This window comes from Brevundimonas sp. NIBR11 (assembly GCF_027912535.1).
In the GTDB taxonomy this organism is placed as follows: Bacteria; Pseudomonadota; Alphaproteobacteria; order Caulobacterales; family Caulobacteraceae; genus Brevundimonas.
The window spans coordinates 1,687,662-1,700,422 of sequence record NZ_CP115465.1; the positions used below are offsets into that span (position 1 = coordinate 1,687,662).

The following is a 12,761-nucleotide window of genomic DNA, read 5'->3' on the forward strand; positions in this document are numbered from 1 at the left end:
GCTTTCAGGTCCGCTTAGGCGGCGCCGTCGGCGGCCTTTTTCTTCTCGGCGTAGATCAGCAGGGGCTGGGCCTTGCCGTCGATGACCTCGGCGTTGACGACGACTTCCTCGACGCCCTCGAAGGTGGGCAGTTCGAACATCGTCTCCAGCAGAATGCCTTCCAGGATCGACCGCAGGCCGCGAGCGCCGGTCTTGCGGGTGATGGCCTTCTTGGCGACGGCCATCAGGGCGTCGTCGGTGAAGGTCAGGTTGACGTTCTCCATCTCGAACAGGCGCTTGTACTGCTTGACCAGGGCGTTCTTGGGCTCGGTCAGGATGGTGACCAAGGCCGCTTCGTCCAGGTCCTCCAGCGTCGCCAGAACCGGCAGACGGCCGATGAATTCGGGGATCAGGCCGAAACGCATCAGGTCGTCCGGCTCAACGCCTTTCAGGATATCGCCCGTGCGGCGTTCGTCGATTGCCTTGACCTTGGCGCCGAACCCGATCGAGGCCCCGGCTCCACGCGCCGAGATCACCTTTTCAAGGCCGGCGAAGGCGCCGCCGACGATGAACAGGATGTTGGCGGTGTCGACCTGCAGGAACTCCTGCTGCGGATGCTTGCGGCCGCCCTGCGGAGGCACGGAGGCGACGGTGCCTTCCATGATCTTCAGCAGGGCCTGCTGCACGCCCTCGCCGGAGACGTCGCGGGTGATCGAGGGGTTGTCCGATTTGCGCGAAATCTTGTCGATCTCGTCGATGTAGACGATGCCGCGCTGGGCCCGCTCGACGTTGTAGTCGGACGCCTGCAGCAGCTTCAGGATGATGTTCTCGACGTCCTCACCCACATAACCGGCTTCGGTCAGGGTCGTGGCGTCGGCCATGGTGAAGGGCACGTCGATGATGCGCGCCAGCGTCTGGGCCAGCAGCGTCTTGCCGGAGCCCGTGGGACCGATCAGCATGATGTTCGACTTGGCCAGTTCGACGTCGTTGTTCTTCGTCGCGTGGTTCAGGCGCTTGTAGTGGTTGTGGACCGCGACCGAGAGAACCTTCTTGGCGTGGTTCTGGCCGATGACGTAGTCGTCCAGGACCTCACGGATCTCCTTCGGGGTCGGGACGCCGTCCTTCGACTTCACGAAGCCGATCTTGTGCTCTTCGCGGATGATATCCATGCAGAGCTCGACGCATTCATCGCAGATGAACACGGTCGGTCCGGCGATGAGCTTGCGCACCTCGTGCTGGCTCTTGCCGCAGAAGGAGCAATACAGGGTGCTCTTGGCGTCGGTGCCGGCTGCTTTGGTCATAGACCCTTCTCACTCTCGCGCCGTTCTGGGAGACGGACGCGCTTTTCCCGCGTTGATTCCACCACTATGGACGCGAAGATATTCAAAAAATGACAATCAACCATCCGAACGCTCGCCACAACCCCGCCGAAAGCCGGCAACGCATGGCTGACGTGGACTGTTAAGGCTGGATGGAGATCATGACGAATGACTGAGATGGGCGCCGGGCAGGTATTTCGCCAGCCCACCGATCCCTCGCGGCCGATCGTCGCGTTCGATTTCGACGGCACCCTGACGGTCCGCGACAGCTTCACCCAGTTCCTGCGCTGGCGGGCCGGCCCGGGCGGCTGGGCTCTGGGCCTGGTCAAGATGTCCAAGGCCATGGCGGCCTATGCGCGGGACCGCGATAGGGGGGCGATCAAGGCCGCCTCGGTGAAGGTGTTCCTCAAGGGGGTGAGACGCGCCGAACTGGACGCCGACGCCGCCCGGTTCGCCGATCACGCCTGGGACAAATTCATGCGACCAGACGCGCTGAAGGTCTGGGAAGACTGGGGCCGCAAGGGCGCTCATCGCGTGATCGTGACCGCCTCGCCGGAGATCACGGTGGCCCCGTTCGCCCGAAGACTGGGCGCGGAGGGTCTTCTGGGCACTCATCTGACCTTCGACGCCGATGACAGGATCACCGGTGCCTTTTCCAGCCCCAACTGTCGTGGCGAGGAGAAGGTGCGTCGTCTGTACGAGGCCTTCGGACCGGACCTGAAGGTGGCGGCGGCCTACGGCGACACCTCGGGCGACACCGAGATGCTGGCCATCGCCGAACAGCCGGGCTTCCGCGTCTTCCGAGAGCGGCCCTAGGCCTCAGGGAATGCGCAGATAGGGCTGCTGGCCGGCGGGCAGGACGTCGAACATGACCACCCGGTCCGGTTGGATCACGCCGTCGATGAAATAATCCTGGCGCAGTTGGTCGGCTTCGAGCCGGAACCGCCAGCACTGACTGTCGCCGACCGCCTCGCCGGCCAGATCTTCGCGCAGCTGGGTCCGGAAGGCGGTCAGGGCCGAGGACGACACCGGCACCAGAGGTTCGCCCTCGTAGATGCCGAACACCAGCGTCCGGGCCGCCCCACCCGCCCGCGCGTCGCGGTTGATGCAAAGTCCCTGTCGCGTCACCACGTAGTCGACGAGGTCGAACCGGGCCACGCCGTCCGGACGTTTGCGGTCATGCTCGGCGAAATCGTCGGCGACGATCAGGTCCAGCGGTTCATAGGCGGGATGAGGCAGGCGGGTGAAGAAAGTTTCCCGCAGGCGAACCGCGCGGGGTCCCCGCTGCTCCACCCCGGCGGTGACGATGCAGGAGCCGTCGGCGTCCTTCTGGTAGCAAAGCAGATGCGCCGACTGCCAGTCGACGTAGGCCGGGCCGCTCATGTAGCCGTCGATCTGGGCCGGGAGGTCGTCGAGGCTTTCCTCGGCCGCCGTGGACACCAAGGCCGCCGGTTCGGCGTTGGCCTTGTCCTCCGACCGCATCCCGCTCCAGACGGTCACACCCGTGCCGACGAGGCCGATGACGGCCGTCGCCAGACCAATCACGCCCGCCACATTGGTCAGCCGCTTCGGGCTCGAATCCGGTTCCGTCACGCCCACCCCTCTTATTGGAGCGGAGGCTAACCCATAGGACGGGCAGCTCGCAAACCCCGGATAGGCCTCGGGCCTCGCGAAGCCTGACGATCTTAGTGACCGTCCGCGTCCACATCGAAGACGACCGCCTTGCCGCGTGAGGTCGGGTCCCATCCGGCGGCGATGGACGAGGCGACAGCGTTCTTCACCGCGTCGACACTGATCCGCTGACGCTCGAAGTTCGGCGTACCGTTGGCCCGCATGGCCATCGGAAACAGGACGATGGCCTCGCGTTGACCCGTGACGAGCTTCAGGGCGATGCCGATGCCGTCCCAGTTGTTGCCGGTTGTCCGCTGCGGCTGGCGGCGGACCTCCCATTCGTAGTCGTCGCCGTCGACCTGGACGACGCCCTTGAGATCACGCGTGTGTTGCATGGTCGGCTGATAGCACAAACGAACGGGGCGCGCCGACGTAGCGCGCCCCTTCCCTGTTCAGTTCGCCGAGTAGATCAGACGGTCTTGATGCCGTCGGCTTCGGCTTCGGTGCGCTTGTCGTAGACGTGGTCCACGATGCCCCAGGCCTTGGCCTCTTCGGCCGTCATGAAGTGGTCGCGGTCCAGGGTGCGCTCGACCTCTTCATAGGTCCGGCCCGTGTGGTGGACATAGATCTCGTTCAGGCGACGCTTGGTGGCGATGATGTCCTCGGCGTGCCGCTCGATGTCCGAGGCCGTGCCGCGGAAGCCGCCCGAGGGCTGGTGCACCATGACACGAGCGTTCGGCAGGGCGATGCGCTGGCCCGCCTCGCCGGCCGTGAGGATCAGGGAGCCGGCCGAGGCCGCCATGCCCATGACCACCGTCGAGACCGGCGACTTGATGTATTGCATGGTGTCGTAGATCGCGAGCGCCGAGGTCACCTGACCGCCGGGGCTGTTGATGTACATGCTGATTTCCTTCTTCGGGTTCTCCGATTCCAGGAACAGCAGCTGGGCGCAGATCAGGCTGGCCATACCGTCCTCGAACGGTCCGGTCAGGAAGATGATGCGCTCGCGCAGCAGGCGCGAGAAGATGTCGAACGCCCGTTCGCCGCGGCTGGACTGCTCCACCACCATGGGAACGAGGTTGTTGGAGATGTAGTCGATGGGATCGCGCATGGAGGCCTTCTCGTGGGATGCAGAGAACGCGACTCGGTCGGCCGCGCTCAGGTCACAGATATCGCGTTCGACCGGCCCATGCGCAAGGCGCAGGGGCAGGTCCGTCTATTCGTCGCCGGCCTGGCGCCGACGCTCGGCGTTCGCCATGCCCCGCTCGACATCGCCCATGCGGGCGTTGCTGCTGACCGTATCGAGCCGAGCGTTATAGAGCGCGCCCAGATAGGCCATGTCCCACGACGTCAGGCCCGAGACGCCCGCGGGGTCGTTGAACAGGTTCAGCACGGTGTCGGAGCCCGCCGGATTCGCCTGGTCGTCGATCTGGGCCAAGGAGACCAGGGCCACGTAGTCGGCGAGCTGGGCGAAGGTGACGTCTCCCAGCTGATCGACATCGACGATGATCATGATGCGGGTGAGGTTGTCGCGAAGCGCGCTGGCCAGACGCGAAGCCACGAACTTGTTGATCGCGATCGACGACGACGGATCGTCGCCCGGCAGACGCACGGCCCGCTGGCCCGTGTCGGCGTCGACCGGCAGGCTGACCTGCCACCAGCGCACGGCGCGGTCGCCGGTGCGGAACCGCATCAGGGCGGCCTCGCCCCGGTCCATCCCCTCGCCGCCAGCACGGAACCACCGCCCGTTGCGATCGACCATGGCGGCGGCGGTCGCGGCGCCATCGTTGGTGGCCACGATCATGACCTGGGCGGCGCATCCGGGCTCGCCGGGCTGCACGCCCAGGTCCAGGGCGACCTGAGACACCCGGTCGACGATCAGTTGGGCGGCGGCGGGCTGAAAATTGACCGACCCGATGCAGACCCGCCGATGCCAGCGGGCCGGGCCGTAGTCGCCAATGGGCGCCGCCACGGCGTTGACGAAGGCGTCGACCCGCTCATTCAGCGTCGGGGCGGCGCGATCGCCGAGAACCTCGATGTCGTCTACGGCGTCGCCATCCTGGGGCGCAGGCTGGGTCTGGGCGAAGGCCGGCAGCGCGATCGCCGCACCCAGCACGGCCGCCGCCGCGAAAACACCGAACCTCATACGCAAACTCCCCGCCGCACTGCGCAACGGGGAGTCTGTAGCCTCAGAATTCAGGCGACTGCGAGGCGAATCAGCCTTCGTCTTCGTCCTTGAGCAGCTCTTCCTTGCTGATCTTGCTGTCGGTCACCGTGGCCTGATCGAAGATCAGGTCGACGACCTTTTCTTCATAGATCGGAGCGCGCATCTGGGCGGCGGCATTGGGGTTCTGGCGATAGAAGTCCAGCACCGCACGCTCCTGGCCCGGATAGTTGCGGGCTTCGGCCATGATGGCGTTGTTCAGTTCCTGATCGGTCACGCCGACGTTGTTGGCGCGGCCGATCTCGGCCAGCACCAGACCCAGGCGCACGCGGCGCTCGGCGATCTTCTTGTACTCGGCCTTCAGCTCGTCGTCCGACTTCTTGGCGTCGTCTTCGGGCAGGTTGCCGGCGGCCTTGTCTGCCTCGACCTGTTGCCAGATGCCGTTAAACTCGGCCTCGACCATCTTCGGCGGCAGGTCGAAGGAATGGGCGCTGTCCAGCTGGTCCAGCAGGGCGCGTTTCAGCTTGAAGCGAGCGGCGCCGGCGTATTGTTGGTTCAGGTTCTGGCGCAACAGGTCCTTCAGCTTGTCCAGCGACTCCAGGCCGATGCGTTTGGCGAACTCGTCGTCGACCTTGGCTTCGGCCTCGCCCTTGATGGCCTTCACCTTGATGTCGAAGGTGGCCAGCTTACCGGCCAGGTTGGCGGCCTGATACTGTTCGGGGAAGGTCACCTCGATGGTCTTCTCGTCGCCGACCTTGGCGCCCTTCAGCTGCTCTTCGAACCCGGGGATGAAGCGGCCCGAACCGATCACCAGGTCGGCGTCTTCGGCGGCTCCGCCCTCGAAGGGCTCGCCGTCCAGCTTGCCGAGGTAGTCGATGGTGACCTGGTCGCCGTCGGCGGCCTTCACGGTCTTGCCCTTCTTGTCCTCGTAGGACTTGGCCTGGCCGGCCAGTTCCTTCAGCGCCTCGTCCAGGTCCTCGTCGGAGGCTTCGTAGACCGGGCGGTCCAGCTTCAGGGTCTTGGGGTCGACCGGGGTGAAGTCGGGCATGACTTCCAGCGACATTTCGTAGGCCAGGTCGTCCGAGCCGGCCAGGACCTTTTCCATGTCCGAGGTCAGCTTCATGTCGGCCGGAGCGGCCGGGCGGACGTTGACCTGATCCAGGGCGGCCTGGCTGGTTTCGTTGATCGTGTCGTTGACGATCTCGCCCATCATGTCGCGGCCGAAGGTCTTCTTGACGTGAGAGACCGGCACCTTGCCGGGGCGGAAGCCCTTCAGCTTCATCTTCGGCGCCATCTCGGTCAGGCGGGCGTCCAGCTTGGCGTTCAGTTCGGCGACCGGGACGGTCACGGTGATGACGCGGCTCAGGCCTTCGGTGGTGTTTTGGACGACTTGCATGGGACGGTTCTGACGCTCTGGGGCGGCGTCGGGGCCCCGACGCACGCGAAGATGGTGAAAGCAGAAAGGGCCGCCCCATCCGGAGCGGCGCCTCGAAGCCCGCCCTTATGATGAGATGGACCCAAAAGGTCAACGCGGAGCGGTTTCAACCGGGCCGCGGGCTCGCTATGTCGGAGCCATGAGCCAGAACCCCTCCCCCGTCGGCGTCTTCGTGACCCCGGTCACGCCGCTGCAGCAGAACTGCACCACGGTCTGGTGCACGGCCACCAACAAGGCGGCGGTGATCGATCCGGGGGGCTCGGTCGACCAGATCATCGCCGAGGTGAAGCGGCGCGGGCTGGAACTGGAGCAGATCTGGATCACCCACGGCCACCTCGACCACGCGGCGGGCGCGGCGGAGATGCAGGAGAAGTCGGGCGCGCCGATCATCGGGCCGCAACCGGAGGATCAGTTCTGGATCGCCGACCTGCCCGAGCACGGCCAGCGCTGGGGCATCCCTGACGCCCGGACCTTCGTCCCGACCCGGTGGCTGGAGGACGGGGACAGCGTCACCCTCGGCGAGACGACGTGGGAAGTGGCGCATTGCCCGGGGCATACGCCGGGGCATGTGATCTTCTTCAACCGCGCCGCCCGGTTCGCCCAGGTCGGGGACGTCCTGTTCAAGGGCTCGGTTGGGCGCACTGACTTCCCGAGGAGCGATCCCGAGGCCCTGATCCGGTCGGTGGTCACCAAGCTGTGGCCGCTGGGCGACGACGTCACCTTCGTACCGGGGCACGGCGGCATCTCGACGTTCGGGGAGGAGCGACGAACCAACCCGTTCGTCTCTGACGCGGCGGTGGCCCGCACACCGCTGGTGCGCGAGCCTACCGGGCCGGCTTAACGGCGAAGAAGAAGGCCGATCAGAACGCCGACGCCCAGGGCGTAGACGGTGGCCTTCAGCGGCTTCTCTTCGATACGGGCACGGGCCAGCACGGCGCGCTCGCGGGCCCAGTCGCGGCCGGTTTCGATATCCGAGCGGAGGGCCTGACGCAGACCCTGGTCGCGGGCGAAGCTGCGACCTTCGGCATCGGCCATCCAGAGATCGCCGGCGCGGTCCAGGCGTGCGCGACGCTCGTCAGCGTCGTCAAGGATGTCTTCGGCGCTCAGGTCGGTCGGGTTGATGTCGGTCATGCGGGGCTCCTGCCGGGCTTGTGATCAGGTCGGTTGAACCCGAACCGCGCGCGACGGTTCCGGTCTGCGACACCCGTTCTCACCCAAAGGATCGTCCGATGACCGACCCCGCACCACAGCCCGAAATCACCCCGCCGATGACGCCCTCGCCACAACCGGAAATCGATCCAGCCGGGACGCCCGACGAAGTGCCGCCGCAGCCCGGCGAAAACGACGGAGAGGTCGAAAGACCAGGCGCTGACTGATTCGCAGCCCGTTGAAATCGCGGGCGTTCGGAACCGCCGCCCGCCTTCGGGGTTCTGTTCTGCAACCGCCGCCATATAATCGAAAGGGAGCCTCGCATGGCCCAAGGTCAGCCCAACCGTCCCTCCGGAGTCTCCAAACGGGGCTTCGCTTCGATGGACCCCGAACGACAGCGCGAGATCGCTCGCAAGGGCGGCGCCAGCGTGCCTTCCGAGAAGCGCAGCTTCTCCCAAGACCGCAGCCTGGCCGCCCAGGCCGGACGCAAGGGCGGTGAAGCCTCTCACGGCTCCCGCCGGCCCGGCGATCTGACCGATGTCGAGGGTCAGGCCGAATAGGCTCGAAACTAATACGACAGAGAAAGGGCGATCGGTGCGAACCGGTCGCCCTTTTTCGTGGCCGGCCGCTTGGCTCGTCCGTCTGGTCCGGACATATCCGCCACGACGAAACGGACGAAATCGCCGGGGCTCGCTCTCCGCAAATTGATCCAGAAGTCTAAAGCCGCATCCGATCAGCGCGCGATCAAACTGCGCGGGCGCGCCACCGCTGCCCCGATCGGCCTTTGAGTGTCGAACAGAAATATTTGTTCGACCCGGATCGCGTCTTTTCCCGACGTGCTTCTTTGGTCCGTCCGTGCGCCTGTCGACGGCTGGCGTCTAGATCACGGCTCCCAACATCCGGGCTGTCGCACGGGTCCGCCCGACGTCGCTATCGCCCTTGCGGTCTGCATCCCAGCATTGGCTGGGGCGTACGGGTGGGGATGCGTCAGGCCGCGAGCAGCACCAAGGCGACCGATGGATCCGGGCTTTGCTTGAATGAAACCACCCGCCACCCAGCTGCCTCGGCCATGGCCGTGACGGTCGCCTGGGTGAACTTCCGCGAGCTTTCGGTGTGGATCGTTTCTCCCCGGGCGAAGGCGATCGTTGCGCTGCCGATATGAACCTGCATGTCCCGCGTGGCGCGAAGGTGCATCTCCATCCGCGACTTCCCCGCGTTCCAGACGGCGACGTGTTCAAAGGCGTCGAGGTCGAAATCGGCGCCGAGTTCGCGATTGGCGCGTACCAACAGGTTCTTGTTGAACGCCGCCGTCACGCCCTGAGCATCGTCATAGGCGGCGACCAGGACGGCCGGGTCCTTCACCAGATCGACGCCGAGGATGAACAGGGACGAGGACCCCAGCCTGTCCCGCGCATTGGCCAGGAAGGCCACGGCCTGGTCCGGCTCGAGGTTGCCGATAGTGGAGCCTGGGAAGAAGCCGACGCGACGACCGCGGCCCAGCTCCGGCAGAGGCGCAAGGTTGAGGAAGTCGCCGACCATCGGCGCGACCTCCAGGTGCGGATAGGCCTCGGCTATGCTGGCGGCGGCGGCGTTCAGGGCGTCGGGGCTGATGTCTATGGGGACATAGGCCCGAAGCGTCGGCGCCGAGTCCAGCAGGATGCGGGTCTTCTCACTGGCGCCGGAACCGAACTCGACCAGAACGGCGTTGTCGCCGAAATGCTCGGTCAGGCCGGGAGCCATGGTCCGCAGCAGACCGGCCTCCTGACGCGTCGGATAGTATTCCGGCAAGCGGGTGATGTCCTCGAAGAGGTCCGAGCCAGCGGCGTCGTAGAACCATTTGGGCGATACCGACTTTTCCGGCCGCGACAGGCCGGCGACCAGTTCGGCGCGGAAGCGGGCCGTCTCCAGATCCTCGATTCGGGCGCGTTCGCCGGCCGGGGCGTCTGACGCCAGTCGCAGTCCCATGAAGGCCCACCTTTGATGCGGATAGAAGAAGTTGCGGTAGGTCGGGCGGGTGTGGCCAGCAGGCGTACCGTAGGAGCCGCCGCGCAGAGCTCGCTGATTGGCCATGAATTTGCCGTTGTACTCCGAGGCCGTGCCCTCGGTGGGCTGGAAGCCGGGATAGGGGGAATAGGCGCTCGACGTGTGCTGCCAGACCTCGTTGAACAGGTTGGTGAAGACGTCGGGAGCGGTGGCGACGGCGCTCTCCCACTCCGCCTCGGTCGGCAGGCGTTTGCCGGCCCAGTGGGCGTAGGCATCGGCCTCATAGGCGCTGATGTGGCGCACCGGAGCGTCCGGGTCGACCGGGGCCCGACCGGCGAGACCCAGAACGGTCCACTCATCCCCGTCCTGACGCCAGTAGAGAGGCGCCTCCCAACCTTCGGTCTTCACCACGGCCCAGCCGTCGGCCAGCCAGAGTTCGGGCTTGCGGTAGCCGTCGTCCTCCATGAAGGCCAGCCACTGGCCGTTGGTGACCAGGTCATGATCCAGCAGGAAGGGCTCCAGCCACTCGCGATGACGCGGTCCTTCGTTGTCGAAGGCGAAGCCGTGACCATCGTGGCCGATATCGACGAGACCGCCCTCGAACCGGGTCTGACCGCCGCGCGCGGTCCGCAACGGCCCGCCCGGACGCGGCTCTGCGGCATAGGCGGCAGGATCGAGCGGCGACTTCGACATCAGGTGCAAGAGGTCCATCAGGAAGAGCTCCTGATGCTGCTGGTCGTGATTGAGGCCGAGGACGAACAGGTAATCGTCCAGCCCCTTGAACCCTTGTCCGATCCGCTCGGCCATCCGGCGGTCGATTTCGGTCCGATAAGCCAGGACCTCGTCCAGCGATGGCCGGGTCTGAAGGCCGCGCTCCGGACGTTCGACGCGGCGGCCGAGGCTCTCGTAGTAGGAGTTGAACAGCTGCTGGAAGCGCGGATCCACGGGTTCGTACCCCGGCTCGGTCGCCAGGATCATGGCCTCGAAGAACCAGCTGGTGTGAGCCAGATGCCATTTGCCGGGGCTGGCGTCGGGCATGGATTGGGCGCCCAGATCCTCGGCCGACAGCCCTGTCGCCAGGGCCGGCATGGCCGCGCGGATCGTGCGGTAGCGGCCCAGGTCATCTGCCTCATGCGAAGCAGCGCGTGCAGGGGATGTCATGGGGCAGGCTCCAGAAACGCGGTGCAGCCCCCTTTTGGTCGCCCGCGTCGGGCTAACACATCTGTTCCGCTTTCGTTGCCTTCAAGAGCGGTTCTGTCCAACTGCTGACACCGGGCGTCAGCAGCGTGGCGTCAACCCGCGGTCTGGGCCTCGGCGGTCCACATGGCCAGTTCCGATCTGAAGTCGGGGTCGCCCTCGCGCGTGATGTTGTCGATCCGCCAGCCGGCCGCCTCGCGCACGAGGTTAAGCACCATGGAGGTCTGAGCCTCCCCTTGGGTTATGGTGACGGCGGCGTCGGCGCTGGCGGCGCCGGTCGGGGTGACGGACAGATCGCTGATCGCCAGACCCATCGGATCCTGGCAATTGCACAGGGGATCGGAGTTGTAGCCTTCGGGCGCGGCCGCCTCGTAGGTCTTCATCGCCTGCCAGGTCGCGGCGGACCACAGCGCCTGCTCGCCCAGCGGCGCGGGGCCGTCGGCGGCCATCGAGGCATAGACGCCACGTACGAAGGCTTCGGCGTCGGCGGCGGCGGCCGGGGCGGCGGCGGCGGGCGTCTCCGATGTTTCCGGAGACTTGGTCTCGGCCGGCTGGCAGGCGGTCAGGGTCGCAGCCATGGCGGCCAGAATGAATACGCGCATCGACGATCTCCCCAGCCACAAGCGGCGCAGAAAGACCGTCGTAAGTTTCGCCAGCCGAGTCAACGACTTCGACGCGGCGGGGGTCGTCAGTGCACCGGCTTGCCGCCGTGCTTGGCGTATTCCAGGCGGGCGATGGTGCGGTTGTGCACCTCGTCCGGGCCGTCGGCGAGACGCAGGGTCCTCACCGTGGCGTACATCTCGGCGAGCGGCGTATCGGCCGAGACGCCGGCGCCGCCGAAGGCCTGGATGGCGTCGTCGATGATCTGCAGCGCCATGCGGGGCGCCGCGACCTTGATCTGGGCGATTTCGGACTTGGCGTTCTTGGCCCCGGCCTGATCGATCATCCAGGCGGCCTTCAGCACCATCAGGCGGCACATCTCGATATTGGTGCGCGCCTCGCCGACGCGCTGTTCCCAGACCGAATGCTCGGCCAGTTGCTTGCGGAAGGCGGTGCGGTTCAGCAGACGCTCGCACATCAACTCCAGCGCCCGCTCCGCCGCGCCGATCACGCGCATGCAGTGGTGGATACGGCCCGGCCCGAGGCGGCCTTGCGCGATCTCGAAGCCCCGGCCCTCGCCCGCGATGAGATTCTCGACGGGGACGCGGACATTGTCGAGGACGACCTCGGCGTGGCCGATCGGTCGCTCGTCATAGCCGAACACCGTCAGCATCCGCTCGATGCGGAAACCGGGGGTGTCCGTAGGGACTAGGATCTGGGACTGCTGCTGGTGGGTCGCGGCGCCCGTGTCGGTCTTGCCCATGACGATGGAGATGCCGACGTTCGGATGGCCCATGTTGGTCGACCACCATTTGCGGCCGTTGATGACGTAGTCGTCGCCCTCGCGCACGATCGAGGTCTGGATATTGGTCGCGTCCGACGAGGCCACGGCCGGCTCGGTCATCAGGAAGGCCGAGCGCAGGGTCCCGGCCATCAGGGGCTTCAGCCAGCGCTCCTGTTGGTCCGCGTTCCCGTACATATGAAGCACTTCCATATTGCCGGTGTCAGGGGCGTTGCAGTTGAACACCTCCGGAGTCCACAGGCCGGCGCGGCCCATGGCCTCCGCGAGCGGCGCGTATTCGAGGTTGGTCAGGCCCGCGCCGTGGTCGCCCGGCAAAAACATGTTCCACAGGCCAGCGTCGCGCGCCTCGGCCTTCAGGGCTTCCATGGTCGGGGACTGGACCGTGTGGTCGCGATGGATGTCTGCCCAGTAGTCGGCGGCGCGCGGCGCGACCTTGTCGGCCAGGAAGCGATTGACCCGCTCCTGCCAATGCAGGGCCTTGTCCGAGTGCTTGAAGTCCATGGTCGTTTTCCTTCCCCGATA

The 12,761-nt window shown here is 66.2% G+C and carries 14 protein-coding genes; 4 read left to right on the plus strand and 10 right to left on the minus strand.

Annotated elements, in window-relative coordinates; genetic code table 11:
- Nucleotides 1-14: 14 nt before the first annotated feature.
- Nucleotides 15-1,280, minus strand: coding sequence for an ATP-dependent Clp protease ATP-binding subunit ClpX (gene clpX, locus O5O43_RS08455; protein WP_271083444.1), 1,266 nt, complete (start codon nucleotides 1,278-1,280; stop codon nucleotides 15-17).
- 186 nt (nucleotides 1,281-1,466) lie between these two features.
- Between clpX and O5O43_RS08460 the strand changes: the two genes are divergently transcribed.
- Complete coding sequence (locus O5O43_RS08460; protein ID WP_271083445.1) at nucleotides 1,467-2,114, plus strand: HAD-IB family hydrolase; 648 nt, start codon at nucleotides 1,467-1,469, stop codon at nucleotides 2,112-2,114.
- A 3-nt stretch (nucleotides 2,115-2,117) separates the two neighbouring features.
- Here the strand turns inward: O5O43_RS08460 and O5O43_RS08465 are convergent, their stop codons facing one another.
- The 5 genes from O5O43_RS08465 to tig all read right to left on the minus strand — a co-directional run bounded on the left by O5O43_RS08465 (nucleotide 2,118) and on the right by tig (nucleotide 6,469).
- Entirely contained in the window at nucleotides 2,118-2,891 is a 774-nt protein-coding gene (locus tag O5O43_RS08465) for a hypothetical protein (protein WP_271083446.1), read from the minus strand.
- A 92-nt stretch (nucleotides 2,892-2,983) separates the two neighbouring features.
- Nucleotides 2,984-3,304: a hypothetical protein gene (locus tag O5O43_RS08470; RefSeq protein ID WP_271083447.1), complete on the minus strand. Its 321-nt coding sequence runs from the start codon at nucleotides 3,302-3,304 to the stop codon at nucleotides 2,984-2,986.
- Between the two features lie 74 nt (nucleotides 3,305-3,378).
- On the minus strand, nucleotides 3,379-4,020 hold the full coding sequence (locus O5O43_RS08475; RefSeq protein WP_271083448.1) for an ATP-dependent Clp protease proteolytic subunit: 642 nt from the start codon (nucleotides 4,018-4,020) through the stop codon (nucleotides 3,379-3,381).
- 105 nt (nucleotides 4,021-4,125) lie between these two features.
- Nucleotides 4,126-5,055, minus strand: a complete 930-nt coding sequence (locus O5O43_RS08480; RefSeq protein ID WP_271083449.1) for a hypothetical protein — start codon at nucleotides 5,053-5,055, stop codon at nucleotides 4,126-4,128.
- A gap of 70 nt (nucleotides 5,056-5,125) precedes the next feature.
- Nucleotides 5,126-6,469, minus strand: coding sequence for a trigger factor (tig, locus tag O5O43_RS08485; RefSeq protein WP_271083450.1), 1,344 nt, complete (start codon nucleotides 6,467-6,469; stop codon nucleotides 5,126-5,128).
- A 178-nt stretch (nucleotides 6,470-6,647) separates the two neighbouring features.
- On the opposite strand from tig, the gene O5O43_RS08490 reads away from it, so the two are divergent.
- Complete coding sequence (locus O5O43_RS08490) at nucleotides 6,648-7,349, plus strand: MBL fold metallo-hydrolase (protein WP_271083451.1); 702 nt, start codon at nucleotides 6,648-6,650, stop codon at nucleotides 7,347-7,349.
- Here the strand turns inward: O5O43_RS08490 and O5O43_RS08495 are convergent.
- Nucleotides 7,346-7,639 carry a hypothetical protein gene (locus O5O43_RS08495; RefSeq protein ID WP_271083452.1) on the minus strand — a complete coding sequence of 98 codons (294 nt, stop codon included), beginning with the start codon at nucleotides 7,637-7,639 and terminating at the stop codon, nucleotides 7,346-7,348. The two genes, O5O43_RS08490 and O5O43_RS08495, sit on opposite strands and share 4 nt — an antisense overlap.
- 98 nt (nucleotides 7,640-7,737) lie before the next feature.
- Between O5O43_RS08495 and O5O43_RS08500 the strand changes: the two genes are divergently transcribed.
- Both O5O43_RS08500 and O5O43_RS08505 read left to right on the plus strand, forming a co-directional pair.
- The gene (locus O5O43_RS08500) at nucleotides 7,738-7,884 is read left to right on the plus strand and encodes a hypothetical protein (RefSeq protein ID WP_271083453.1); all 147 of its coding nucleotides are present in this window, start codon (nucleotides 7,738-7,740) and stop codon (nucleotides 7,882-7,884) included.
- A gap of 96 nt (nucleotides 7,885-7,980) precedes the next feature.
- Nucleotides 7,981-8,217: a general stress protein gene (locus O5O43_RS08505; RefSeq protein WP_271083454.1), complete on the plus strand. Its 237-nt coding sequence runs from the start codon at nucleotides 7,981-7,983 to the stop codon at nucleotides 8,215-8,217.
- Nucleotides 8,218-8,644: 427 nt separating this feature from the next.
- Here O5O43_RS08505 and egtB read toward each other — a convergent pair whose 3' ends face one another.
- The 3 genes from egtB to O5O43_RS08520 all read right to left on the minus strand — a co-directional run bounded on the left by egtB (nucleotide 8,645) and on the right by O5O43_RS08520 (nucleotide 12,740).
- Complete coding sequence (gene egtB, locus O5O43_RS08510; protein WP_271083455.1) at nucleotides 8,645-10,801, minus strand: ergothioneine biosynthesis protein EgtB; 2,157 nt, start codon at nucleotides 10,799-10,801, stop codon at nucleotides 8,645-8,647.
- A gap of 131 nt (nucleotides 10,802-10,932) precedes the next feature.
- The gene (locus O5O43_RS08515; protein WP_271083456.1) at nucleotides 10,933-11,439 is read right to left on the minus strand and encodes a DUF3828 domain-containing protein; all 507 of its coding nucleotides are present in this window, start codon (nucleotides 11,437-11,439) and stop codon (nucleotides 10,933-10,935) included.
- 86 nt (nucleotides 11,440-11,525) lie between these two features.
- Nucleotides 11,526-12,740: an acyl-CoA dehydrogenase family protein gene (locus tag O5O43_RS08520; protein WP_271083457.1), complete on the minus strand. Its 1,215-nt coding sequence runs from the start codon at nucleotides 12,738-12,740 to the stop codon at nucleotides 11,526-11,528.
- Between the last annotated feature and the right edge of the window lie 21 nt (nucleotides 12,741-12,761).